Genomic DNA, 24,798 nt, shown 5'->3' with positions numbered 1-24,798 from the left:
GTAATTTTGCCACCAAACACAACACAATTATGAAACAAAATATACTGCTGTTTACGCTATGCGTTTTCATCAACTTACTGATCGGCAACATCATACTAATTATTATATTTCCAAATTTACCTTTCCTATACAATATCCTTATTTCACTTTTTGTATTCATCATCTATGGAATTGTATTTTATAGGCTGGACGTTGTTCCCAAGCATTACAAACAGTGGGAAATTGCAGGAATTTCAGCAGGATTAAGCCTCTCTTCCTTATTAATTGCCTGTATTTTCACTTCCATCGCTAACCGCCTACCTACAGACTCTATAATGACTGCCGGATTAAAAGGAATTATTCCCTTATTCATTTTTGCATTAGTTTTAGCTTCCCCTTTCTGGATTCCTATAGCAATTTTTAATTTCGCCTGTCTTTATTTTATGAAAGAGGATATTTAAGCAAAAAAGCAACCTAATTTACAGCAATTTAGAAGTTAATTTAACCCAACACTCATTTTTCGATTGTAATTTAATATGTACACTTACTATATTTGCGCTTATAAAATAATATTATGTGGAAAAAATCATATTCAGTATTCACAAAAGAAGTTACAAAAGAACAGCTCTGGAAACTGACAACGGATATCAATCATTGGAAAGATTGGGATGATGCGGTTGAATACTCTAACCTTTTGGGAGCGTTTAAAGAAGGGAGCTTTTTTATTCTAAAACCTAAAGGAGGCCCAAAAGTAAAAATAAAACTTATTGAAGTGATCCCTTTCCTGAAGTTCACCGATTTAACTTCATTTCCTCTGGCAAAAATGTATGGAGAACACATTTATGAAGAAACGGAAGACGGTTTAAAGATTACGATTACTATGACCGTTAAGGGTTTATTATCTAAGCTTTGGATAAAACTGGTAGCGAATGATATTGTAAAACATCTTCCGGCAGATATTGCCAATCAAATTAAAAATGCAAAAAAATTATGATACGGTACTGGATGGCCTCTGTGTCTAAAGAGCATACTGAACGGGGAGTTGAAGGCAGCTTTATACAGGTTTGCCATGGAAAAAAAGCTCCATTACAGCGAATGAAAAAAGGAGATTATATTATTGTGTATTCTTCCAAGATAAAAATGAATAGTCCTGAGAAATTACAAAGCTTCACAGCTATAGGAAAAGTAATGGATGAAGAGGCATACTCTTTTCAGATGACGGAAACATTTATTCCGTTCAGGAGAAATATAGAATTTTATGACTGCAGGGAATGTCCTATTATTCCATTGATTGATGAACTTGATTTCATTGAGAATAAAAAATTCTGGGGCTACCCTTTTCGCTACGGACATTTTGAAATCTCTGAAAAAGACTTTAATTTAATTGCTTCAAAAATGATTTAAATGAATAAGGATAATACATTCAGTGTACAGAAAGCAGAAGACAGTTCCGGATTTTTACTGTGGCAGGTTACCAATCTCTGGCAGCGGGAAATTAAAAAAGCGTTATCACCGTTTGATCTCACTCATTCACAATTTGTTATTCTGGCCAACACTCATTGGTTATCTCTTCAAAAAACCGAAGTTACCCAGATCATACTTTCTCAGCATACCAAAATAGATCCTATGACTACTTCACAGGTATTGAGGGCCTTGCAAAAGAAGGAATTTATCAGCAGAAAAGAGCATGTGACAGATACCAGGGCCAAAACTATTGAAATAACAGCCGCCGGAAAAAAAATCATTAAAAAGGCCGTTATTGCTGTTGAGAATTTTGACCGTGAGTTCTTTTCAAAGCTTGAGAATTCACAACAGGAATTCAACAGAAACCTGCAAAGTTTATTAAAATATTGATAACTGAAAATTAAATAAAAACGGGATACATTGTCCAGCATCAATGTATCCCGTTTTCATCTTCTTTATAGTATATTTCAGTTATTTAACCTTAGGATAAAGCTTGTCTTTAAGGTTGATAAAATAGGTTTCAGATTCTTTGAAGCCATTACTTTTCATGAACTTCAGAATCACATTCAGGTAGGATTCTGAAGGATTGAACTCAGATCCCATCTTTCCTGAAAACGTTTTATATTCTGATTCCAGCAGGCCGGGATTTTTAGCAATCTGCTTAATATCTGTTCTGAAACCTTTGAAAATGAATTTTAAAGCTTCATAATTCCCAGGATAGGAAACTGTACCGTGGGTTTCGCCTTCAAAAAAGGTGTGCTTATAGTTCAAAGTTCCGTTTTTATCTGCCATACCTTTAAATTTCTCAATAGCCTGTGTCATGTCTGAATTCCAGTTTTTCTGCTGCTCTTCGTTATCTGCCTGGGAAACATATAAAGATTTGTCGGCAGGGAAGTTTTTGTTCTTTTCAAGATAATCTTTTGTTCTGGAGATCGTTATTTCATTATCCCACCATAAACTTGGATCATTGGCCACATATGCATTGAAATATTCCGGATGGGTAAGCAAAACATTGATGGCAAACAATCCTCCGAATGAATGTCCTACCAACACTGAATACTCCTGTGCCCTGTAGTTTTTACTGATAAAAGGCTTCAGTTCCTCCTGTATGAATTTTATAAAGTTTTCACTTCCGCCACTGTCTGCAAAAAGTGTTACAGCAGGATTTACGGGGCTTTTCTTTTGAGATTTTGTAGGGGTAAGATCTCTTGTACGCTCTGTATTTTTAATTCCAACCACAATACATTCAGGAATATCGGCATAGGGAGTTCTGGCAATAAAATCTGTTAATCCGGCATAGTACCCGAAATTGTTTTCGGCATCTAAAAGATAGATCACCGGATATTTTGCCGGATTAATGGTGGTATCGTTATACGTTTTAGGCAGATGGATCCAGATTTCTCTGTTTTCTCTTAAAACTTTTGAAAATAGTGTCTGCTTCTCTCCTACAGTAAGCTTTTCCTGGGCTTTACCCAATGTAAAAAATGAAAATGCAAATACGTATAAAATTTTAAACCAATTGTTCATGATGTGATTCTTTTCTGTGTTGATGAATGTTTTTAATTTCTTTTACTTTTTTTCCTGATTTATTTTTTCTTCCCCACCAAATGAGAAAACCCGTCACCGGAAGGCTGGTACAGATGATTCCGATAATGAATGTGAAAATCTTTCCGAACATTCCGCCCCAATATCCCACATGCAGATCAAAGTTCGTGTGTTCAATCTCTTCGTGCATAAGAACTTCTTTTGGATAATTAATTTCATCTCCGGTATATTTATTGACTTCCTTTTTTTCCCCGCCAATAATACTTTTCAAACCAATAAATTTAGCAGCTACCACATTGTAAACTGCTACAGAATCTTTGCGTGGAATACTCATTCTTACCTGCTGAGCCTGAGGAATTTCTTTAAAACTCCGGTCTATAAAATCTGTAAAAGGCAATGCTTTTTTATCAGGGTCATATTTCGGCTTATATTTTTCTGCAATCTTATGAGCATCCGGAACTCCCCCGAAAGCAACCTGAGTAAGATCCGTCAACACCTTATAGGCCATAATTAATCCTGTAATGGTAATAAATACGGCAGGCAGAAGTGAATAAAACCCGAAAACATTATGGAAATCGTAATTTTTCCGGCGCCATTGGGTTCCTGATTTTATTTTAAATGCCGCAGTTTTCGTTGTTTTGTTCCATTTTTTCGGCCACCAGAGGATTAAACCACTTATTAACTGAATGAAAAATATAATAGAAGCAACTCCTACTACTGTTTTTCCGAATTTTCCAGCTAGCAGCTGTGCATGAATATGGGCTACCACATAAAAAAATTCATAGCTTTTGGTAGAACCCGTAATTTTTCCGGTGTAAGGATCAAGATAATGGTAGGCAAATACCCCTCTTGGGCCATGTTCTTTTCCTTTAGTCTTTTGGACCTTTTTTTCATTCTTATCTTTTGGAGGCTTAGTGGCTGAAGCCACACGAAAAGTCCTGTCTGCCTGCCTGTAGGTATCAAAATAAAAAGCTTTTCTATCTGGAACCTGTTCATGAAATCTGACAAGCAGTTCTTCCGGTGTCATTTTTTTGGCATGAGCCGGAACGTGAATATATCTGGCACTTCCGGCACAAAGATCAACAATCTCGTCACAGAATACGAAAACTGTTCCTGAAAGTGTAACGGTAAGTACTATAATCCCGGAAACAAGCCCGAGCCACAGATGGAGCCATCCTGTAATTCTTTTGGTAAAGGATTTTCCTTGTCTTTTCCTGGGGTTAGTTTTTTTATTTTCCATATCTGAATGTGTTGCCTTTATGTGATTGCTGCTGGAAGACGCAAGGGAGCGAGGCCCTGTAACATGTTTGTGCTGTAAGAGTGTAAAGATTTTATCTTCGATATAATTATAGGCTGTACTATTATCTTTCGCAGAATATACAGATTATGCAGATGTTTCAAAACAAATGACATAATCTATTTAATCTGTAAAAATCGATGTACGGATGAGCTATTTCCTGTTGAAAACCTTGATTTTTTTACTCCTTTGCGTTTTTCCAATCAACTTTAAGGTTGAGACAATGTTTTTGTTTTTTAAAGGTATTAGAATTTAAATGCGAAGTTGGCTAAGAATTCTCTCGGTTTTTGTGGCTGCCCGTAGAAGTTCCAATAGGTTTCATTTAATGCATTGTTCATTTTCAGGCCAATTCTGTATTTTTTCTTGTCATAGAAAATGGTTGCACCCACTGTTGTATAGGCTGGTGCCAGAAAATGGTTTGTGATATTAATATATGTTTTATCTACAAAATTAAATCCTGCACCGAAGCCGAGCCCTTCATAGGTTCCATCCATAATTTTATAACTCGTCCATAGATTAGCAACGTGTTTAGGTGCCCAGGCCACTCTTTTTCCGGCATCTTTAGTTCTGTCATCATAACGGTTGTCATTGAACCCATAGCCACCTACAATATTCCATCCTTTTACCGGATTGATAACAAGATCTATTTCAAATCCCTGATTTTTGATATTGCCATCCTGTCTGCTTCCCAATCCTCCCGGATCAGCAATTACTCTGTTTTTGATTCTCATATTGTAATACGAAACCGTTGACAGTAGCTTTTTAGCGAACAGGTCCAGTTTAAAGCCGGCCTCAAACTGGTTTCCCTGTTCAGGATCCCATTGAGTAAGAATTCCATCCTGATTGGGCCCCGGAGCAATATTTTTAAATCCGTTCACATAATTAGCAAAGAATGAAATTTCATCTTTTTTAATTTCATATACTAAACCAAATTTTGGAGAAAACTGAGTTTGACTGTAGCCTTCGGTCCCGTTTACTCCATTTCTTTTAATATCATCATTTTTGTAATGATCCATTCTTAAGCTCGCCATTACAAGCAAATTATCTGTAACATTCAATACATTGGAAATATAGGCGCTGTATGTACTGTATTGGGCAATTTCATATTTTGTGGCCGTTCTTGGAAGTTTTTTTACTACATCGCGGGAAATAGGAGTCCAATCAGAAGTAGCGTTTAATTGAACAATGTCATTTCCTTTCTCTGTACCGTAAGAATCTCCAATTACCCCATTTAAAGGATAAGGAGCAAAGGCTGAGTTGGTATTTTTACCTACTGTAAATACGGGATATTGGTTTTTACCGGTTTGGTGGAAATAATCCAATCCTACAACCAATCTGTTTCTATGATTACCTATCTTAAAGTCACCAATAAAATTCTGCTGAATATTGTCTGTTGTAATTTTATAGTTATCAAAAGGGCGGATACTTCGGCTTACCCTGTTATTATCCAAATAATTTAAAACCAAAAAGATAGATTCTTTTTCATTGGCTTCTCCTCTTTGATAGGAAGTTCTGGAAATCCATTGGTCATTGAATTTATGGGTAACTTCAGCCATGGTTACAAAATGGGTTCTCTTTGATCCGACATCATTACTGGTAAATGACCTTCCATGAATGGCTTCAAGATCTTTCATAGAATGATAAGTCAATTTTTCCGACTGTCTTACATAGGCATTCAATGTTTTTTCCGGTGCGTGGAACTCTGTGTCTAAAGTTACCATAGTTTTTTCACTTACTTTATATAAAATACTTCCTGAAAAGAAAACTCCTTTGTTGTATCCTGCATCCTGGAAAGAATCCTGAGAATAAGCTGCAACATTGAATCTTGCCAATGCTGTTTTTTCTTTGTTTAAAGGGGTATTCACATCTGCAGTAATCCTGTTCATTCCCCAGCTTCCTGTAGTGTAACTGATGATTCCACCGAAGTTTTCCTGTGGTTTTTTGGTTACAATATTTACAACTCCTCCATAATTGGCCAAAGTTCCCCCAAATAATGTTCCTGATGGTCCTTTGATGACTTCTACTCTTTCAATATTGGCAATTTCCGACTGTACTCTTGGGTTCTGTATCAATCCGTTTCTAAAACTGGCATTGGAACTGAAGCCTCGCAGGAAAATATCATTACCACTGTCGTTCACACTATTGCTTACCACTACCCCTGGTGCTGATGCCATTGCCGTATTGAAATCAGTGGCATTCATTTCACTGATAATTTCTTTAGGAACAAGGTTATAAACCGTTGGGTTTTCAAGGTTTTCTAATGGAAGTCTTGCCACTGATTCTGACTTTCTGGTTCTGTAATTATGGGTTCCTTTTAAAGACACTGACTGGATCTCGGCTACTTTTAAGGTGTCGCTTTCCTGTGCTCTTAACATGGTGACTGCCAGTAATGATGCAGAAATAATAGTTTTTTTCATTTTATAATTAAGCTTAGTGCCGCAAATGTACTTTATTTTTATTAATTCTAAATAAAAACATGATGGAAATCATAAATCTCATTTGGCAAAAAAGCCTATAAATAAAGGGTTCCCGGAAACCCGAAAACCCTTTATTTCATTCACAGATGAAATGTTCATCCTATATTCTGATAGAAAAGTATGTTCTGTATTGTTTTAAGTTGTTATACAATAGCAGCCACCATCATAGACATATAATAATTGGCACAGTGTAATGAAGTAAATAACAACAGGTCTTTATTTGAAAATCCTTCAAAACTGTCGGAGGTTGCAATATGGTATTCATAGTTCATGGAACTCCATTTAAGATGGGGCTTTATTACAAAAAGTTCAATGCCCTCCTGATCTGTGAGTACGAATGCTTCTTTGAATATTCCTCTGTGCTTAAAAGCAAAACTGTCTTTTACGCCATCAAAGTAAGTTTGTATCACTATTTCACCATTCCAATTCATCCTGAATTTTAAAAGAACTTTATCCTGATCTTTCAGTTCAATGGTAGTTCCCCAAAAACCTTTTGGTTCTATAAGATAAAAATGATTTGAAGTTTCTATTTCAGCATTAAACCTGAACCAGTTTTTATAAATAAGCTTTCCTATTAACTGATCGTCCTTATTGAGTTCAAAGGATAAAGAATCATTGGATTTTGCGTAATATTCTGCCATGGTTGTTGTATAGTTTAATAAAATCAGATCAGGTAATTATAATTCTGAAATAATTTATTTATGATCCTCTAATTTACAACCTCTTGCATAAATCAGCAAAAAAAATTAAATAGTTTACTTTATGATCATTTTGTCTTGAGATATATCCCTTCAACTGTGGCATTCATTCCGAATTGTCCGCTGCATACTCCCTGTGTATACTGAACAACAGCAAATCCTTTGTAGAATTTCACATTAAATTCGCAATCATCTGTATCAGGCAATTTATAAGTAAAACCGGTTGTTTTAAGGCTGATTGTGTCATCATCTATTTGCGCAAGATTTCTTCCCGGCGCTCCTGTAACTGATGTTATTCCAAAAACAGCTTTTGAATCCGGGAATTTTCTAATTACCAAATCTCCCTGATATCCTTCTTCACTGTACTGGTAATGATAATGCCCATACAAATCCTCTAATTTTGTTTCTATTTTCTTTGAAACAAGAGCAGTATCCTTCTTTACAAGATTGAGTGCAAGCTCCTTTCTGGTTTTTGGTGAAAACCAGCTTCCTTTAAAAACGTCTTCTGCTGGTTTTCCGGTAATGACACCCGTTATATTTCCGGATTTCTCAAATTCTAAAATCCTGTAGTTATTATCACTGTCAATGGTTCCTAAAAGCGTTATTGGCAATTTATTTTTAGTATTCAGGTAGGTAATTTCGCCAACAATTATATTACCATCCAGCTGGTAGTGAATAAATACAGGAGTTTTCCCATTCAGGAATCCTTTCCAGGATATTTCTTTCCCAACTTGATTGTTTACGGATGCTAAAGTAACTGATCTTTTTGGAGTTACAGAATTTCTTTGGTCAGGTTGATTACAAGAAATAATTGTCAATAACGAAACGTAAAGTAAATATTTGTATTTCATGGTGCTGTAGATATCTATATACGAAGATACGGTTTAGATTAGTCTTATAAAATTATTTTATGCCGATGATTATCATAACAACCCAACCTAACAATTCAATGTTTTCAATCATAATGTCCAATATTCTTTTGAACAGATTCAATTCCAGTAGTATCTTTTACTACTCAGGAGACAATAAAATAAGAATTAAAGAAATCTGAAAGGTTATTTTGGCTTCAGATACAATCTAACAGGTTTTTGAAACCTGTTAGGTTTATTTTTGAACATTAATAAGAAAGTATATTTCAATATCCGGAAGAAAACAAGATCTAAGAATCTTGTGATGACTCATTATATTTTAGCTTAGATGGCTTTTGTAAAAATAATAGAATACCTTGATTTATAAGTTGCTTCCATAAAAAAATCCCGCAAGAAAACTTACGGGATTTTGAATATTGCTTTTCGAAATTACATGGTCTCCATTTTGAAGCTCATGCTTTCGATTACTTTTAGAATGGCTTCCACCGTATCCATTGAAGTTAAACAAGGAACTCCGTTTTCCACACTCATTCTTCTGATCTGGAATCCGTCTCTTTCTGCCTGTTTACCTTTTGTAGTGGTGTTTACCACATACTGCACTTTTCCTTTCTGGATCAGATCTATAAGGTTTACGTCTTCTTCTCCTATCTTGTATCCTATTTTGCAAGGGATACCTTTTTCTTCGAAGAATTTTGCTGTTCCTTCTGTAGCCCAGATCCCGAAACCAACTTCATGGAACCTTGCTGCCAGATCAGCCGCTTCTTCTTTATGCTTATCTGCTACTGTGAACAGAATAGAACCGTGCATCGGAACTTTTCTGCCAGCAGCTACCAATCCTTTGTAAAGGGCTTTTTCCAAAGTAGTATCTTTCCCCATAACCTCTCCTGTCGATTTCATTTCAGGGCCTAAAGAGATATCAACTTTTGTCAGTTTTGAGAAAGAGAATACCGGAACTTTTACAAAAACACCTTCTTTATTGGGTACCAATCCGTTTTTATAACCAAGATCTGCTAATTTCTGTCCTAAGATCGCTTTCGTTGCAAGGTTAGCCATCGGAACGTCTGTGATTTTGGATAGGAACGGAACTGTTCTTGAAGAACGTGGGTTTACTTCAATCACATATACATTTCCTTCGAAAAGAACGTACTGGATATTCATTAACCCGATTACGTTTAATCCTTTTGCCAATCTCTGGGTATAATCTACCAAGGTATCAATTTCACTCTGAGAAATATTCTGTGGCGGGTATACTGCAATAGAGTCTCCGGAGTGAACTCCTGCTCTTTCGATGTGCTCCATAATTCCTGGAATCACTACTGTTTCACCGTCACAGATGGCATCTACTTCAATTTCCTTCCCTACCATGTACTTGTCAACCAAAACCGGATGTTCAGGGCTTGCATCTACCGCATGTTCCATATAGTGAGCCAATTCTGACTCTGCGTATACAATTTCCATTGCTCTACCTCCCAAAACGTAGCTTGGACGTACCAATACCGGGTAACCAATTTCATTTGCAATCTTAATGGCTTCTTCTTTTGAAGTGGAAGTTCTTCCTTTGGGCTGAGGAATTCCCAATTCCTGAAGTGCTTTTTCGAATTTATCTCTGTTTTCAGCTCTGTCAAGGTCTTCTAATGAAGTTCCTAAAATCTGTACTCCGTGAGAAGCTAATTTATCTGCAAGGTTGATGGCAGTTTGGCCACCAAACTGTACTACTACTCCTTTTGGTTTTTCAAGTTCGATGATGTTCATTACATCTTCTTCCGTAAGTGGCTCGAAGTATAATTTATCTGAGATAGAGAAGTCTGTAGAAACAGTTTCAGGGTTATTGTTGATGATGATCGCTTCGTAACCCATTTCTTTGATTGCCCATACTGAGTGAACAGTTGCGTAGTCAAACTCAACTCCCTGCCCGATTCTGATAGGTCCTGAACCCAGAACGATGATCTTCTCCTTGTCTGAAACTACGCTTTCATTTTCTTCTTCGTAAGTTCCGTAGAAGTAAGGCGTTTCACTTTCAAACTCTGCAGCGCAGGTGTCTACCATTTTGTACACCGGCATTACTCCATTTTCTTTTCTGAAGTTGAATACCTCACGTTCTTTTACATCCCAAAGAACTGCAATATTGATATCTGCAAAACCTAATCTTTTCGCTTCAATTAGAGTTTCTTTATCAAACTTATTGGCAGCGATTACTTTTTCGAAATCAACCAGTTTTTTCAGTTTCCAAATGAAGAATTTATCAATTTTACTCCATTCTACGATTTGTTCCCAGTCGTATCCTCTTCTTAAAGCATCTCCAATGATAAATAATCTCTCATCATCACATACTCTGATTCGTCTTTCGATTTCCTCTGCTGTAAGTGCCTGAGCCTGCTTAGTTTTTAATCCTAAATGTTTGATTCCTGTTTCTAGTGAACGGATTGCTTTCTGTAAAGATTCTTCAAGGTTTCTTCCGATCGCCATTACTTCCCCGGTTGCTTTCATCTGAGTGGAAAGTCTTCTGTCTGCCGTTTCGAATTTATCGAATGGGAATCTTGGGAATTTAGTAACCACATAGTCCAGAGCCGGCTCAAAACATGCGTATGTTTTGCCTGTTACCGGGTTCATAATCTCATCCAGCGTTAATCCTACAGCAATTTTTGCTGCAATCTTCGCAATCGGGTATCCTGTTGCTTTACTTGCTAAAGCTGATGAACGGGATACTCTAGGGTTTACCTCGATGATATAGTAGTTGAATGAATGCGGGTCTAATGCTAACTGTACGTTACAACCTCCTTCAATTCCTAATGCTCTGATGATTTTTAAAGAAGCGTTTCTCAGTAACTGATACTCTCTGTCTGAAAGGGTCTGAGAAGGTGCCACTACGATAGAATCTCCTGTGTGAACTCCTACCGGGTCAATATTTTCCATGTTACAAACCACAATGGCGTTGTCGTTTGCATCACGCATTACTTCGTACTCTATTTCTTTGAAACCTGCAATTGATTTCTCGATAAGACACTGCGTAACCGGGCTGTGTTTTAGGCCCAATTCAGCAATTTCTTTTAATTCTGCTTCATTGGAAGCAATACCTCCACCTGTTCCTCCCATTGTAAAGGCAGGACGAACAATTACAGGATATCCGATCTCATCAGCGAATGATAATGCTCCTTCTACTGTGTTTACGATGTCAGATTCAGGAACCGGCTCATTCAGTTCTCTCATCAGTTCACGGAAAAGGTCTCTGTCTTCTGCTCTGTTGATGGCAGAAAGCTTAGTTCCCAATACTTCCACTTTGCATTCTTCAAGAATTCCTGATTTTTCAAGTTCTACCGCCATGTTAAGACCAGTTTGTCCTCCCAGTGTTGGTAATAATGCATCTGGACGCTCTTTTCTGATGATGTGGCTTACAAACTGTAATGAAATCGGCTCAATATATACTTTATCAGCGATTTCCACATCCGTCATGATCGTTGCAGGGTTTGAATTGATCAGAATTACTTTGTAGCCTTCTTCTTTTAAAGACAGACAAGCCTGCGTTCCTGCGTAATCAAATTCAGCTGCCTGACCGATGATGATAGGTCCTGAACCGATTACTAAAATTGTTTTTATATCGTTTCTTTTCATAGGGGTTTAAAATGTAACAATTTATCAATCTAACAGTGTAACAATGTTACTATCCGTTTTCATTTGATAAACTCGTGCTTAAAATTTTATAAATAATCTTTCCAATTTCTATAATCTGTGTTTCCAATTTTTCATCAAATGGATAACTTTGAGAATGTTTACACAGATATAACCAATATTTTGTTTCTTCAAGCTCTTTAGCAGCAATTTTAATTTTATTCACAAAATCTTTTTTACTGTATGGATTTTGTGCTTCAAAAGAATTTGCGCCAATACTCGTTTCCGAACGTAATAACTGTTTAGCAATAATAAATTTCTTCTTACTTTCCAATAATTCGCAGAATTCTATAATGTCTAATGAGAATTTAACGTTTTTTTCAATTAAAGGATTGTTTTCGAAATTGATCATTTTAATTATTGTTAAACTGGTACATTTTTAAATTGGTACATTAAATCAATGAACTCATCAAACAGGTAGTTTGCATCTTCAGGACCCGGGCTTGCTTCAGGGTGATACTGAACAGAGAAGCAAGGGTGGATTTTGTGTCTCAAACCTTCGTTCGTTCTGTCGTTTAGAGCGATATGTGTTTCTATAAGGTCTGTTCCTTTTAAACTTTCCTGATCTACTGCGTACCCGTGGTTTTGAGAAGTGATGGCCACTTTGTTTTTCTCTAAATCCAATACAGGGTGGTTTCCTCCTCTGTGTCCGAATTTTAATTTAAAGGTTTTTGCTCCACAGGCAAGACCAATTAGCTGGTGCCCTAAACAGATACCGAAGATTGGAACTTTTCCTAATAATCCACGGATCATATCTAATGCATGAGGTACATCTTCCGGGTCACCGGGACCGTTTGAAAGCATGATGCCGTCTGGATCCATCAATAGGATTTCTTCTGCTGTTGTATCCTGAGAAACCACAATGATATCACAGTTTCTTTGAGATAATTCTCTGATGATTCCTAATTTGGCACCAAAATCTACCAATACTACTTTGAAACCTCTGTTAGGATTTGCATAAGGTGTTTTAGTAGAAACCTCTTCCACCTGATTGATCGGGAAAGTGGTTGTTTTTAGCTCTGCGGCTGTAGCGGCTTCATCCGCATCGGCATTCACAATTTTTCCTTTCACAACTCCGGAGTTACGAAGAATTCTTGTTAGTCTTCTTGTATCAATTCCTGAAATTCCTGAAAGTTTTTTCTTCTTAAATAATTCATCTAAAGTAATCTGAGTACGGAAGTTAGAAGGCAAGTCGCAAAGTTCTTTTACGATAAGCCCTTTAATAGCCGGCTCAATACTTTCATAATCATCACGGTTAATACCATAATTCCCGATAAGCGGATAGGTCATACAAACTATCTGACCGCAATACGATGGGTCAGAGATCAATTCCTGATACCCTGTCATTCCGGTATTGAAAACTACTTCCCCTGCAGTTTCCAATTCTGCTCCGAAACCTTCTCCATGAAACACTTCACCGGACTCCAGTATTAATTTTTTCTTCATTTTTTTTATTTAGATTTCTTTTTTATTAACAGGTCACCCTTACAGGGGTCACAATTGTTGTCTTCTTTATCTTCCATGGTTTTACCCGTGGCTATAAGCAGGCCGCTCCTACGGAGCTCATCATCCTTTACGCTTACTCTGGCACTTTATTTAAAAGTAAACCCTTTTTCTTCCAATGCATCTTTTAAGATGGCCATTCTGGCGAAAACACCGTTTTCCATTTGCCTGAAGACTCTTGAGCGTTCGCATTCTACCAGGTCTGAGTCTATTTCCACTCCTCTGTTGATAGGTGCGGGGTGCATGATGATTGCTTCTTTTTTCATGGCATGTTCTCTTTCTTTAGTCAGTCCATATTTTTTATGATAGTCAGATGCTGTAAAGCTCATGGCGGCATCGTGTCTTTCATGTTGTATTCTCAATAGCATCAGAACATCTACTTCAGCGATCAGTTCATCTACTGAAAGGTAAGTTCCGTTAATTAATGCCCCTTCATCAAACCATTGTTCAGGTCCTGAGAAATATACTTTAGCCCCTAATCTTCTTAAAGCTTCAGCATTGGAGTTGGCCACACGGCTGTGTTTTACATCTCCTACAATTCCTACTTTCAGTCCTTCAAACTTTCCGAATTCCTGATAGATCGTCATCAGATCCAGCATACATTGTGAAGGGTGGTTTCCTGTTCCGTCTCCGCCATTGATTACAGGAATTTTAATATTTTTCAGCTCCTCAAAATACCTGTCCTTCTTATCTCTGATCACTACAAGGTTTACCCCAAGGCTTTCAATGGTCTTAACAGTATCATAAAGACTTTCTCCTTTATTTACAGAACTGTGCGAGGCATCAAAGGGAACAACCTGCAATCCTAATTTTCTTTCTGCAATATCAAAGCTTGTCTTTGTTCTTGTGCTGTCTTCAAAGAAAAGATTGGAGCAAAAAACTTCGCCTTCAATTTTAGCAGTTTTCCCATTTCTGAAAGCTAATGCTTCTGTCACTATACTGTTGATTTTCTCGGTACTTAGTTCTGTAATCGTAAACATAATCTTAATTTTTGAGCATAAAAAAAGCGAAGACAACAATCTTCGCTAATAACAATAAATATCGTAAAGAGCGCTTTCGCCCGGTAAATCTAATGATATAAATGCTTTTTTATTCATTAGGTGCAAAGATACAACAATTTTATGAACCTACAAAACCAAAGTTTAAAATAAATTAAAACCCTGAGTATTTCCTTATTCTCATTTAAAATTAATATTTTTGTTACAACACAACTTTATTCTATGGATTTAAAAGACAAAATGATTCTCAGCATTATACAGGAAGACTCTACTTTATCAGTGAAAGAAATTTCAGAAAAGATAGGTCTTACCTTTACTCCAACGTATGAAAGGATCAAACAATTGGAGAAGCAGGGGATCATTCAGAAGTATGTAGGTCTTTTAAACCGCGAAAAGTTGGGTCTGAACATTGTAGTTTACTGCAATGTACGTCTTAAAGAACAGTCTAAGAAAGTATTGGAGACTTTTGAGAAGCATATTGGAAAATATGATGAAGTACAGGAAATCATCAGCCTTTCCGGAGAGTATGATTACATGTTGAAGATTATTGCCAAAGACATCAACTCTTACAATGAGTTTGCCGTCAATGTTATTTCAAACATTCCCAATATCGGTCAGTATCACAGTTCCATCGTTCTTCATGAGGTAAAAAAATCTACCAAGTTCAAGATTGATCTTGAATAATTCAAGAACCTTTTTGGTCCTTTATTACAATCATCAAATTCAAAGAGCAAAATAAAAATCCAACCATTAAGACGGCTTAAGCAATTAAGATTTAAGGATTTCACAACGATAAAACATAGGCGATCTAAAGTAATTCAGATTGTTTATGTTCGCTTAAGCCTTTATTATCTTAATGGTTCAGATTTTAACCCAATAATTTATTCTTCAGTTTATTGAACTGGTATTCTATTTTATCCAAGCAAAGATTTCCTATACTTCCCTGGTGAGTATGATCCAAAGCGCCCGGTTCGAATTCAAACTCATTATTTTCAATCTCCTGCCCTACTTTTACATATGCATCACGGAAGGAACTTCCATTTTTCACTTCTTCATTAATCTTTTCTACACTGAACAGGTATTTATACTTTTCATCCTCAAGAATTCCATCTTTTACCTGGATATTCGGTAAGGTATAGCTTAAAATTTCCAGACATTCTTTTAATGAATCAATGGCAGGGAAAAGAATTTCCTTAGTAAGCTGCACATCTCTGTGATATCCTGACGGAAGGTTACTGGTTAACAGGATCAATTCATTCGGTAAGGCCTGGATTCTATTACAACGTGCACGAACAAGCTCAAAAATATCCGGGTTCTTTTTATGAGGCATAATACTGCTTCCTGTTGTAAATTCTTTAGGAAAGCTTATGAAATCAAAATTCTGATTCAGATAAAGACATACATCATAGGCAAACTTTCCAAGTGTTCCTGCTAAAGTTGCCATTGACATGGCCAGAAGCTTCTCTGATTTTCCACGGGTCATCTGAGCATATACCGAATTATAATTCATGGATTGAAATCCAAGATTATATGTTGTACTTTCACGGTTGATCGGGAAAGACGAACCATAACCTGCTGCTGAACCTAATGGATTCTTATTAATGATATTCTTGGTTGAAAACAACATTTCAACATCATCCAAAAGAGCTTCTGCATATGCCCCAAACCATAATCCGAAAGAAGAAGGCATAGCAATCTGCAAATGGGTATACCCAGGAAGCAATACATTTTTATGCTGATCTGCCAATTTGATCAGAATCTGGAAAAACTCATCAGTAAGCGCTGTGATCTCACGGATCTCATCCAATAAATAAAGTTTAATATCCAGTAAAACCTGATCGTTTCTTGATCTTGCCGTGTGGATTTTCTTTCCTATGTCTCCTAACTTTGTAATCAGGATGGCTTCTACCTGAGAATGGATATCCTCAGCTTCTTTATCAATTTCAAAATTGCCGTTTTCAATTTCCTGTAAAATATCGTTTAATACTGCCAGCATCTGCTCAGATTCTTCTTGAGAAATAATTCCGGTTTCTGCCAGCATTTTACAATGTGCCATGGAACCTTTGACATCATATTTCGCCAAACGTTCATCAAAGTCAAGATCCTTTCCTACGGTAAAGTTATTGACTAATATATTGGTGGCCAGGTCGTCCTTTTGCCATATTTTTTTCATAAGTAAGTTTTGATTTTCTAAGACTGTATTATCGTTTTCCGATTTCATCACAGTCCGATTTAAAATATTTAATTGATTTTGACTGGCCCAGCAAGGCGATCCTTATTACTATTAACTATAAAAAAACATTTCCTTATTATGTAAAGTCTCTTTCTAATGGTATTTTTTGCATAAATCTTTATTAAAAACGAAACTTTAATGCCTGCTGAGCGTAGTCAAAATATATTGTAAGCTGGAAGCATAAAGCTAGAGGCTGAAAGTTAATCGTAAACTATAATACCCCCTTTTCTTCTATCTTCCTACTCTCCTGTTGTTATAACACCTTTTCCAAAATCTGGATATAGATATCAATTCCTTCTTCTATTTCACTGATATAGATGAATTCATCTGCCGTATGAGAGCGCCTACTGTCACCAGGCCCCAATTTTACAGATGTGCATGGAATAATTGCCTGATCTGATGATGTTGGTGAGCCATAGGTTGTCCTTCCTATTTCCAATCCTGCTTTCACAAACGGATGATCCATTTCTATTTTGGATGAATTTAACCTGAAAGACCTTGCAGTAAGCGTTGATTTCATCTGAGACTGGATAATTTCAAAAGCTTCTTTGTTGGAATACTCATCTGTTACCCTTACATCCAATGTGAAATGGCAGGATTCCGGCACTACATTATGCTGCACCCCGGCATGAATTCCTGAAAGGGTTACTTTGACTTCTCCCAGATAATCAGAAACCTTTGGAAACTTAAAGTTCAAAATTCCCTGCAGATCCTCCATACATTTTACAATGGAGTTGTCATCATTAGGATGAGCAGCATGAGAAGGAGTTCCTTTCATCTCTCCGTCAATCACCAACAGTCCTTTTTCAGCAATTGCCAGATTCATCTGCGTGGGTTCTCCTACAATGGCAAGTTCTATATTGGGTAACTGTGGAAACAGAGCCTCAATTCCGTCAAAACCTGAAATCTCCTCCTCTGCCGTCAACGCTATCACTAAATTATATTCTAAATCTTCTTTATCATAAAAATGTAAAAAAACCTGCGCCATAGAAACCAGAGAAGCTCCGGCATCATTACTTCCCAAACCGAACAGCTTGCCATCTTTTTCAACCGGAACAAACGGATCCAGCGTATAAGCTTTATTGGGCTTTACCGTATCGTGATGTGTGTTCAGTAAAACGGATGGTTTAAACACATCAAAATTTTTATTCACCGCCCAGATATTGTTTTTAAAACGCTTGGTTGGGATCTGGTGTTTCTTGAAAAAGTTTTCAATTTCCACCGATGTATTGAATTCATCTTTACTGAATGAAGGAATTTCAATCAGCTTTTTAAGCAGCTCAACTGCATTATTCAATAATTCTTCTTTATTATAAACAGATTTCAGTTCCTGCATGATGATTCTCTATATGGTTTTTCAGCTCTGTTTCTTTAATCAGAAACACTTTATTTACATTATTCTTTATTGCTCCGAGAGCATTCTCTAATTTGGGTAAAATCCCTTTATGAAGCTTTCCTTCTTCTTTCAATGTGGCAAAATCATCTTCAGAAATACTTTTGATAAGAGATTCCGGATCATCCACATTTTCCAAAACCCCCTGCTTATCAAAACAATACAGCAGTTCCACATCATATTTCTCAGATAAAGCCTGAGCCATTACAGAAGCAATAGTATCTGCATTGGTATTGAAAAGATTCCCCTTTTTATCGTGGGTAATTGCAGAAAAAACAGGAATAAGATCCAGCTTCATCAATTTTGAGATGAGCTTTCTATTCACACTCTTCTTATTGATATCTCCTACAAATCCGAAGTCTATTTCAGGATGCTCTCTTTTCTTAGCTTTAATCAGATTCCCATCTGCTCCGGAAAACCCTATGGCATTACATTTCTTCTGCTGCAGTTTCTCAACAATGTTTTTGTTGATTCCGCCGGCATATACCATCGTTACAATATCCAATGTATCTTTATCCGTAATCCTCCTTCCATTAATCATCTTCTGCTCAATACCGAGTTTATCAGCCAGTGTTGTAGCTAACTTCCCTCCGCCATGCACAAGGATCTTCTTCTCTTTAATTTCGGAAAACTGATCTAAAAACTGATCCAGTAATCGTTCATCATCAATGAGCGCCCCGCCTATTTTTATGATGTATATTTTCTGTTTCATTTTTATTTTACATTTAGAATTAACAGGAATAAATTCCTATCTTAGGATTAAAGCGTCCCTCCGGGACTCATTGGATTATTTTCTCTGGTTAGATTTACCTTCTTTGTGACAGGATTATTAATCAGTATTTAATTCATTCAAAATTTCACTGAAAACAGCCTGTGCTGAAAAAATACGGTTCTTTGCCTGCTGGTAAATGATTGAATTTTCTCCATCCATTACTTCATCACTTAATTCTACATTACGACGAACCGGAAGACAGTGCATTACTTTTGCCTGGTTGGTATTGGCCAGTTTTTCATTAGTAAGCATCCAATCACCTTTTACTTCAGGCATTGCAGCGTAATCGTCAAAAGAAGACCAGTTTTTCACATAAATAAAGTCTGCATCTTTCAAAGCTTCCTCCTGATTGTGAATCACTTTTGTATCTTTTGTGAAAGCAGGATCCAGATCATAGCCTTCAGGGTTAGTGATTACCAACTCAACATCCATTTCCTGCATCCATTCTGCAAAAGAGTTTCCTACTGCATGAGCAATCGGCTTAATGTGCGGTGCCCAGGTTAAAACTACTTTCGGTTTATGTTCTTTCTTCCAGTTTTCTGTAATGGTAATACAATCTGCCAGGCTTTGCAGCGGGTGGCGGGTTGCTGATTCCAAAGACACAACAGGTACTTTCGCGTGTTGCTCAAACTGGCTCAGAATACTTTCATTCACATCATCTTCCTTGCTTTTCATTCCTGCAAAGCAACGTACCGCAATGATATCACAATATTGGTTTAAAACCTCAATAGCATCTTTAATGTGTTCTACCGTATCTCCATTCATTACTGCTCCATCAGCAAACTCAAGATTCCATGCTTCCTGTGCTGCGTTTAATGTCAATACATTTAAACCGAGGTTCTGCGCTGCAATCTGACTGCTCAAACGGGTTCTCAGGCTTGAATTTAAAAATACAAGTCCAATGGTTTTCCCCTTTCCTTTTTCTGTTTCTGAAAGCGGGTTCGCTTTTATTTCCAAAGCTTTTTTTATGATTTCCTGTAAGTTTTCTACATCACTTACAGCAGTGAATTTTTTCATTTTGAATTGATTTAAAGATTACTACCTATTCATTGTTAACTAACCACAAAAGTTTTATTTAAGCATACTTCAGCTCTTTATGACTTTTGTGATTTAAAGATTTTAAAAGCCTAATCACTCTGTTCAGGTCCCTGGAATAACAAATATTGTGTTAAAATTTATCTTCCTTTTATTATTTGAGGCCTGGCTTCTAACCTTTAGTCTTCAATGTTTTCCAATACTGTTTTCAAAGCATTGATAAAAAGATCCGTTTCCTCTTTTCTGATATTGAGTGCCGGAAGAATTCTCAACACGGTTTTATCATTAGAGTTTCCGGTGAAGATATGATGATCAAACAGTAAGCTTTTCCTTACTTCTGAACAGTCCCTGTCGAGTTCTATTCCGATCATCAATCCTTTCCTTCGGATAGATTTAATATGTGGTAACCCTTTAATTTCATTTTCAATATACGCTCCCATCTGTTGGGCATTTTCGATGAGATTTTCGTCCTTCATCACATCCAGAACCGCAATAGAAGCTACACAAGCTAAATGATTCCCTCCAAATGTTGTTCCCAGCAAACCATTGCTAGCCTTAAATTTAGGGTGAATTAAAACTCCGGCAACCGGAAATCCATTCCCCATTCCTTTAGCTGTAGTGATAATATCTGCTTCAATGGCAAATTCCTGATGAGCAAAGAAATACCCACTTCTTCCGTATCCTGACTGCACTTCATCCAGAATCAGAACAGCATCAAATTTCTCACACAGTTTTTTAATTTTGGATAAAAATTCCTGGGTTGGAATCATAATTCCCCCTACTCCTTGAATTCCTTCAATAATTACAGAGGAAATTTCACTTCCGTGTACGGCAAAGATTTCTTCAAGCTGCTTGATATCATTCCATTCTGATTTAATGAATCGTTCTGAAAAGTTTACCGGAGCAACAATCTTCGGATTATCCGTTACAGAAACTGCTGCGGAAGTTCTTCCGTGAAATGATCCTGAGAAATAAAGCACTTTGCTTTTTCCATTGTGAAAAGAAGCTAACTTCAATGCATTTTCATTAGCTTCTGCTCCTGAATTACACAGAAAAAGATTGTAGTCTTCATACCCTGACAGTTTTCCCAGCTTGTCAGCCAGTTCTACCTGCAGTTCATTCTGAACAGAATTAGAATAAAAGGAAATCTTCTCTAACTGTTCTTTTAATTTGTTTTGATAATGCGGATGATTGTGCCCGATAGAAATAACGGCATGACCTCCGTAAAAATCAAGATATTGTTCTCCTTTATCATCCCAAAGGAAAGACCCCAGAGCTTTAACCGGATGTATGTTGAATAATGGATATACGTTGAATAAATTCATTTTTTTGTTTTTTTATTTTTCTTTTGTCTTAAAACAAAAGTTCAAGACCTGGAAGACTGGCTTATTAATTATTTAAAATGCTATCGGTTTCAAATTCAAACCTGCATTTTCTTCCCAGCCCATTGCGATGTTCATGTTTTGTACAGCCTGCCCAGAAGCCCCTTTCAACAAATTGTCAATCGCTGAGTGAATAACGGCAACATTTCCACTCTTTTCAATCTGAATCACACAGCGATTGGTATTGACAACCTGCTTTAAATCAATTGCTTTTTCACTTACCGTAACAAAAGGTGCCTCTTCATAAAAATCCTTATACAATTGGTAAATGTCAGAAAGTCCCAAATCTGTTTTCACCGTAGAACTTGTAAAAATCCCTCTTGCAAAATCCCCTCTCCATGGAACAAAATTCAGGCTGACATTTTTATGGTTAAACAAAACTATTTGTTTCAAAATTTCGTCTACATGCTGATGAGTCAATGTTTTATAAGCCGACACATTATCATTCCTCCAGGTAAAATGGGTTGTCGGCTGTAAAGACTGCCCTGCTCCTGTGGAACCTGTAATTCCCGTAGTAAAAACCTCATCCAAAGATTCCTTTTCTGCCAATGGTAATAATGCCAACTGAATAGCTGTTGCAAAACATCCCGGATTGGCAATGCTTTTTGAACCCGACAGTTGTTTTTTATTGATTTCAGGCAGTCCGTAGATAAAATCTCTGCTTTCAAAATTTCCATCCAAACGGAAGTCATTTCCTAAATCAATAACCAGCGTTTCTTCTTTAACCGGGTTCTGAGTTAACCAGTTCTGGCTTTCTTTATGAGGAAGACATAGAAAAAGAATATCTACTTCTTCAGGCTGGTCTGTCAGCACCATTTCACAAACTGTCGTTAAATCCGGGTACAGATCCGAAATTCTTGTCCCCGAATTCGAACGACTATATAAAAAACTCAATGTCACATGGGGATGAAAAGCCAGTAAGCGTATTAATTCGCTTCCTGTATAACCGTTAGCTCCAACTATTCCTACTGTTTTCTTCATTTTTAAACTGACAGAACTGCGTCCTATCTTGCATTAAACCGTTCCTTCGGAACTTTAGTTGATATTTTTATTAATCTGATGGTATATGTTCAAGGAATTGCTTACAATTTTAGTGTATCCTTTTACATCTTCTCCCGTCCACGCTCTGTTGGCTTCTCCGTAACTTCCGAACTTGTCAGACATCAGATCGTGATCAGATTCAATTCCATTTAAAATAAATCTGTAAGGATGAAGAGTTATATATACTTTCCCACTCACTGTTTTCTGAGAATCCATTAAGAAAGATTCAATATTTCTCATTACCGGATCTAAGAAAAGCGCTTCATGAAGCCAGTTTCCATACCAGTCGGATAACTGGGATTTCATCATTTGCTGGTATTTTGAAAGCGTATGTTTTTCCAATAAATGGTGTGCCTTTATAATTACTGAGGCTGCAGCTGCTTCAAATCCAACTCTCCCTTTAATTCCTACAATAGTATCTCCCACATGGATATCACGGCCAATTCCGTAAGCAGAAGCCAATTCTTCTATTTTCTGAATAGCATATACAGAATGATTAAAACTTTCTCCATTCACCGCTACCACTTCCCCATTTTTAAACTCAATCTCCAATTCTGAAGGCTGGGTTTCCTGAACCTGAGACGGAAATGCTTCTTCCGGAAGATAATTTCTAGACGTTAAAGTCTCTTTACCGCCTACAGAAGTACCCCAAAGCCCTTTATTCACTGAATATTGTGCTTTCTGGAATTCCATTTCATATCCATGGTTTTTCAAAAACTCAATTTCTTCCTCACGGGATAAAGCCATATCACGGATAGGCGTAATGATCTCAATATTCGGACACATTACCTGAAAAATCAAATCAAAACGAACCTGGTCATTTCCCGCTCCTGTGCTTCCATGAGCAATGGCATCAGCTCCTACTTCAATGGCGTATTTTGCGATTTCCTGTGCCTGGATTGTACGCTCCGCACTTACAGAAAGAGGGTATGTGTTATTTTTCAATACATTCCCGAAAATCAAATACTTCACACAAGAATTGTAATAATCCTCCTGAGCATCTACGCACCTGTATTCTTTCACCCCAAGGTTTAAAGCTTTTCTCTCCAGTTCTTTTTCTTCTTCTTTGGAAAAACCTCCGGTATTTACAGTAACCGCATACACATCATACCCCAGTGTCTCACTAAGATATTTTGCACAGTAGGAAGTATCTAAACCTCCACTAAACGCTAAGATGACTTTCTTGTTCATTGTTATATTTAATTTCCGGTTGTGCATCCACAACACTGTTTACTTTATTATTATCAGACTGATTGTTTACAGCCTCATTCTTTTTGACGTCTTCCGGAACAAATAACATGGCTGTACATAAGCAGTTTTTTCGCTCCTTTTTCATTAAAATTTCATAGTTCACACAGTTCTTGCAACCATTCCAAAACTCTTCATCCTGAGTAAGCTCAGAATAAATAACCGGCTTGTACCCCAAATCACTGTTGATTTTCATTACCGCAAGACCTGTAGTTAATCCGAACACTTTTGCTTCCGGATATTTTTCTCTAGATAACTGGAAAACTTTATGCTTGATCTGAGTAGCCACTCCACCGTTCCTGAATTTGGGAGATACAATCAGTCCCGAATTAGCAACAAATTTCCCATGTGACCAGGTCTCTATATAACAGAAACCTACCCACTCACCGTTTTCAGTGGCAACCACAGCATTGCCTTCTGAAATCTTCTTACTCAAATATTCGATGGAACGTTTTGCGATTCCCGTTCCTCTACGCTGTGCAGAATCATACATTTCCTGCTGTATTTCACTCACATACACTAGATGTTCGCATGAGGAAATTTCTATTTCCATTTATTTATCTAAATTTTTTGGCAAATTTAAAATATAATTCCTTTAAAAACCAAATTAAAAAGATATTTTTTTTGTTTTAAAATTTTAAACAGGTAAAATTATCTTTAATTAAAAATATATATTTGCTAATTTATTATATATTTGCTAAAATAATATATTTATGGAAAATATATGCCCTAAATGCAAAAGTAACAAAGTTGTTAAAAGCGGTATTATCAACGAGAAACAAAGGTTTCACTGCAAAAATTGCAACTATTATTTTACTGTCAAAAAACTAGGAAAGCAGATTGATGACTACTATGTGACCAAAGCATTACAACTCTATCTTGAAGGATTAAGTTACCGTGAAATTGAACGGATTATCGGGGTTTCACATGTTACCATAAGCTCCTGGATTAAAAAATACAACATCACGAGACCGCCGCATTCGGAATTCCACCCTGTATATAAAATACTGAAACAAAATGAATTAATTGAATATATAGCTCAGGAAGAAAATATAAAAAATTCAGGAATCATTATTACTCAATTCGCCGATAAGTATATGCTGATTAAGTGGGAAAGATTTAAAAAGTAGAAGGCAGACAAACAGAAAATAGACGGATAGATAATAGACTTTACAGACTGTTTATTTCATTTCAGTCT

General features: G+C 36.7%; 23 protein-coding genes. 6 read left to right on the top strand and 17 right to left on the bottom strand.

Annotation, left to right across the window (positions count from 1 at the left end):
- Positions 1–29 precede the first annotated feature (29 nt).
- The 4 genes from EG339_RS14845 (at position 30) to EG339_RS14830 (ending at position 1,833) form a co-directional block, all read left to right on the top strand.
- Positions 30–440 (top strand): hypothetical protein, encoded by a 411-nt coding sequence (locus tag EG339_RS14845; protein WP_123870753.1) that lies wholly within the window; start codon positions 30–32, stop codon positions 438–440.
- Positions 441–553: 113 nt separating this feature from the next.
- Positions 554–973: an SRPBCC family protein gene (locus tag EG339_RS14840; RefSeq protein ID WP_123870752.1), complete on the top strand. Its 420-nt coding sequence runs from the start codon at positions 554–556 to the stop codon at positions 971–973.
- Entirely contained in the window at positions 970–1,383 is a 414-nt protein-coding gene (locus tag EG339_RS14835; RefSeq protein WP_123870751.1) for an EVE domain-containing protein, read from the top strand. Before EG339_RS14840 ends, EG339_RS14835 begins: the two co-directional genes overlap by 4 nt.
- Positions 1,384–1,833: a MarR family winged helix-turn-helix transcriptional regulator gene (locus EG339_RS14830; protein ID WP_123870750.1), complete on the top strand. Its 450-nt coding sequence runs from the start codon at positions 1,384–1,386 to the stop codon at positions 1,831–1,833.
- Between the two features lie 81 nt (positions 1,834–1,914).
- On the opposite strand, the gene EG339_RS14825 is transcribed toward EG339_RS14830, so the two are convergent.
- From EG339_RS14825 to EG339_RS14785, 9 genes are all read right to left on the bottom strand, one after another.
- Positions 1,915–2,970: an alpha/beta hydrolase gene (locus EG339_RS14825; RefSeq protein ID WP_123870749.1), complete on the bottom strand. Its 1,056-nt coding sequence runs from the start codon at positions 2,968–2,970 to the stop codon at positions 1,915–1,917.
- Positions 2,954–4,228, bottom strand: a complete 1,275-nt coding sequence (locus EG339_RS14820; protein ID WP_123870748.1) for a PepSY-associated TM helix domain-containing protein — start codon at positions 4,226–4,228, stop codon at positions 2,954–2,956. Before EG339_RS14820 ends, EG339_RS14825 begins: the two co-directional genes overlap by 17 nt.
- A gap of 302 nt (positions 4,229–4,530) precedes the next feature.
- On the bottom strand, positions 4,531–6,702 hold the full coding sequence (locus EG339_RS14815) for a TonB-dependent siderophore receptor (RefSeq protein WP_123870747.1): 2,172 nt from the start codon (positions 6,700–6,702) through the stop codon (positions 4,531–4,533).
- A 203-nt stretch (positions 6,703–6,905) separates the two neighbouring features.
- Positions 6,906–7,403 (bottom strand): hypothetical protein, encoded by a 498-nt coding sequence (locus EG339_RS14810; RefSeq protein WP_123870746.1) that lies wholly within the window; start codon positions 7,401–7,403, stop codon positions 6,906–6,908.
- A 125-nt stretch (positions 7,404–7,528) separates the two neighbouring features.
- Entirely contained in the window at positions 7,529–8,311 is a 783-nt protein-coding gene (locus EG339_RS14805) for a hypothetical protein (protein WP_123870745.1), read from the bottom strand.
- Positions 8,312–8,758: 447 nt separating this feature from the next.
- Positions 8,759–11,938: a carbamoyl-phosphate synthase large subunit gene (gene carB, locus EG339_RS14800; RefSeq protein WP_123870744.1), complete on the bottom strand. Its 3,180-nt coding sequence runs from the start codon at positions 11,936–11,938 to the stop codon at positions 8,759–8,761.
- A 49-nt stretch (positions 11,939–11,987) separates the two neighbouring features.
- The gene (locus EG339_RS14795; RefSeq protein ID WP_123870743.1) at positions 11,988–12,347 is read right to left on the bottom strand and encodes a four helix bundle protein; all 360 of its coding nucleotides are present in this window, start codon (positions 12,345–12,347) and stop codon (positions 11,988–11,990) included.
- An 11-nt stretch (positions 12,348–12,358) separates the two neighbouring features.
- The gene (locus EG339_RS14790) at positions 12,359–13,441 is read right to left on the bottom strand and encodes a carbamoyl phosphate synthase small subunit (RefSeq protein WP_123870742.1); all 1,083 of its coding nucleotides are present in this window, start codon (positions 13,439–13,441) and stop codon (positions 12,359–12,361) included.
- A 146-nt stretch (positions 13,442–13,587) separates the two neighbouring features.
- Entirely contained in the window at positions 13,588–14,478 is an 891-nt protein-coding gene (locus tag EG339_RS14785) for an aspartate carbamoyltransferase catalytic subunit (protein ID WP_123870741.1), read from the bottom strand.
- A gap of 240 nt (positions 14,479–14,718) precedes the next feature.
- On the opposite strand from EG339_RS14785, the gene EG339_RS14780 reads away from it, so the two are divergent.
- Positions 14,719–15,180, top strand: a complete 462-nt coding sequence (locus EG339_RS14780; RefSeq protein ID WP_045495405.1) for an Lrp/AsnC family transcriptional regulator — start codon at positions 14,719–14,721, stop codon at positions 15,178–15,180.
- A gap of 184 nt (positions 15,181–15,364) precedes the next feature.
- Here EG339_RS14780 and argH read toward each other — a convergent pair whose 3' ends face one another.
- The 8 genes from argH to EG339_RS14740 all read right to left on the bottom strand — a co-directional run bounded on the left by argH (position 15,365) and on the right by EG339_RS14740 (position 24,153).
- On the bottom strand, positions 15,365–16,669 hold the full coding sequence (gene argH / locus EG339_RS14775; protein WP_123870740.1) for an argininosuccinate lyase: 1,305 nt from the start codon (positions 16,667–16,669) through the stop codon (positions 15,365–15,367).
- A gap of 313 nt (positions 16,670–16,982) precedes the next feature.
- Complete coding sequence (locus tag EG339_RS14770; RefSeq protein WP_123870739.1) at positions 16,983–18,065, bottom strand: M20 family metallo-hydrolase; 1,083 nt, start codon at positions 18,063–18,065, stop codon at positions 16,983–16,985.
- Positions 18,040–18,834, bottom strand: coding sequence for an acetylglutamate kinase (argB, locus tag EG339_RS14765; RefSeq protein WP_123870738.1), 795 nt, complete (start codon positions 18,832–18,834; stop codon positions 18,040–18,042). Before argB ends, EG339_RS14770 begins: the two co-directional genes overlap by 26 nt.
- 117 nt (positions 18,835–18,951) lie before the next feature.
- Entirely contained in the window at positions 18,952–19,911 is a 960-nt protein-coding gene (locus tag EG339_RS14760) for a Rossmann-fold NAD(P)-binding domain-containing protein (protein WP_123870737.1), read from the bottom strand.
- 197 nt (positions 19,912–20,108) lie between these two features.
- Complete coding sequence (locus EG339_RS14755; protein WP_123870736.1) at positions 20,109–21,254, bottom strand: aspartate aminotransferase family protein; 1,146 nt, start codon at positions 21,252–21,254, stop codon at positions 20,109–20,111.
- A gap of 72 nt (positions 21,255–21,326) precedes the next feature.
- Positions 21,327–22,292: an N-acetyl-gamma-glutamyl-phosphate reductase gene (gene argC / locus EG339_RS14750; protein ID WP_123870735.1), complete on the bottom strand. Its 966-nt coding sequence runs from the start codon at positions 22,290–22,292 to the stop codon at positions 21,327–21,329.
- Between the two features lie 54 nt (positions 22,293–22,346).
- On the bottom strand, positions 22,347–23,543 hold the full coding sequence (argG, locus tag EG339_RS14745) for an argininosuccinate synthase (RefSeq protein ID WP_123870734.1): 1,197 nt from the start codon (positions 23,541–23,543) through the stop codon (positions 22,347–22,349).
- The gene (locus tag EG339_RS14740; protein WP_225717862.1) at positions 23,515–24,153 is read right to left on the bottom strand and encodes a GNAT family N-acetyltransferase; all 639 of its coding nucleotides are present in this window, start codon (positions 24,151–24,153) and stop codon (positions 23,515–23,517) included. Before EG339_RS14740 ends, argG begins: the two co-directional genes overlap by 29 nt.
- 160 nt (positions 24,154–24,313) lie before the next feature.
- Between EG339_RS14740 and EG339_RS14735 the strand changes: the two genes are divergently transcribed.
- Positions 24,314–24,730 carry an IS1/IS1595 family N-terminal zinc-binding domain-containing protein gene (locus tag EG339_RS14735; RefSeq protein ID WP_123870733.1) on the top strand — a complete coding sequence of 139 codons (417 nt, stop codon included), beginning with the start codon at positions 24,314–24,316 and terminating at the stop codon, positions 24,728–24,730.
- Positions 24,731–24,798: the final 68 nt, after the last annotated feature.

This window comes from Chryseobacterium bernardetii (assembly GCF_003815975.1).
Classification (GTDB): domain Bacteria; phylum Bacteroidota; class Bacteroidia; order Flavobacteriales; family Weeksellaceae; genus Chryseobacterium; species Chryseobacterium bernardetii.
This window is presented reverse-complemented; position numbering and strand designations above follow the sequence as displayed.

Bases quoted from the DNA above. Each gene is read 5' to 3' on its own strand.
- EG339_RS14830 (WP_123870750.1), top strand. From the start codon at position 1,384: ATGAATAAGGATAATACATTCAGTGTACAGAAAGCAGAAGACAGTTCC.
- EG339_RS14760 (WP_123870737.1), bottom strand. From the start codon at position 19,911: ATGAAAAAATTCACTGCTGTAAGTGATGTAGAAAACTTACAGGAAATC.
- EG339_RS14840 (WP_123870752.1), top strand. From the start codon at position 554: ATGTGGAAAAAATCATATTCAGTATTCACAAAAGAAGTTACAAAAGAA.
- EG339_RS14770 (WP_123870739.1), bottom strand. From the start codon at position 18,065: ATGCAGGAACTGAAATCTGTTTATAATAAAGAAGAATTATTGAATAAT.
- EG339_RS14740 (WP_225717862.1), bottom strand. From the start codon at position 24,153: ATGGAAATAGAAATTTCCTCATGCGAACATCTAGTGTATGTGAGTGAA.
- EG339_RS14820 (WP_123870748.1), bottom strand. From the start codon at position 4,228: ATGGAAAATAAAAAAACTAACCCCAGGAAAAGACAAGGAAAATCCTTT.
- EG339_RS14845 (WP_123870753.1), top strand. From the start codon at position 30: ATGAAACAAAATATACTGCTGTTTACGCTATGCGTTTTCATCAACTTA.
- EG339_RS14780 (WP_045495405.1), top strand. From the start codon at position 14,719: ATGGATTTAAAAGACAAAATGATTCTCAGCATTATACAGGAAGACTCT.
- EG339_RS14810 (WP_123870746.1), bottom strand. From the start codon at position 7,403: ATGGCAGAATATTACGCAAAATCCAATGATTCTTTATCCTTTGAACTC.
- argC (WP_123870735.1), bottom strand. From the start codon at position 22,292: ATGAAGAAAACAGTAGGAATAGTTGGAGCTAACGGTTATACAGGAAGC.
- EG339_RS14795 (WP_123870743.1), bottom strand. From the start codon at position 12,347: ATGATCAATTTCGAAAACAATCCTTTAATTGAAAAAAACGTTAAATTC.
- EG339_RS14815 (WP_123870747.1), bottom strand. From the start codon at position 6,702: ATGAAAAAAACTATTATTTCTGCATCATTACTGGCAGTCACCATGTTA.
- EG339_RS14825 (WP_123870749.1), bottom strand. From the start codon at position 2,970: ATGAACAATTGGTTTAAAATTTTATACGTATTTGCATTTTCATTTTTT.
- EG339_RS14735 (WP_123870733.1), top strand. From the start codon at position 24,314: ATGGAAAATATATGCCCTAAATGCAAAAGTAACAAAGTTGTTAAAAGC.
- EG339_RS14835 (WP_123870751.1), top strand. From the start codon at position 970: ATGATACGGTACTGGATGGCCTCTGTGTCTAAAGAGCATACTGAACGG.
- EG339_RS14785 (WP_123870741.1), bottom strand. From the start codon at position 14,478: ATGTTTACGATTACAGAACTAAGTACCGAGAAAATCAACAGTATAGTG.
- argB (WP_123870738.1), bottom strand. From the start codon at position 18,834: ATGAAACAGAAAATATACATCATAAAAATAGGCGGGGCGCTCATTGAT.
- EG339_RS14805 (WP_123870745.1), bottom strand. From the start codon at position 8,311: ATGAAATACAAATATTTACTTTACGTTTCGTTATTGACAATTATTTCT.
- argG (WP_123870734.1), bottom strand. From the start codon at position 23,543: ATGAACAAGAAAGTCATCTTAGCGTTTAGTGGAGGTTTAGATACTTCC.
- EG339_RS14755 (WP_123870736.1), bottom strand. From the start codon at position 21,254: ATGAATTTATTCAACGTATATCCATTATTCAACATACATCCGGTTAAA.
- argH (WP_123870740.1), bottom strand. From the start codon at position 16,669: ATGAAAAAAATATGGCAAAAGGACGACCTGGCCACCAATATATTAGTC.
- carB (WP_123870744.1), bottom strand. From the start codon at position 11,938: ATGAAAAGAAACGATATAAAAACAATTTTAGTAATCGGTTCAGGACCT.
- EG339_RS14790 (WP_123870742.1), bottom strand. From the start codon at position 13,441: ATGAAGAAAAAATTAATACTGGAGTCCGGTGAAGTGTTTCATGGAGAA.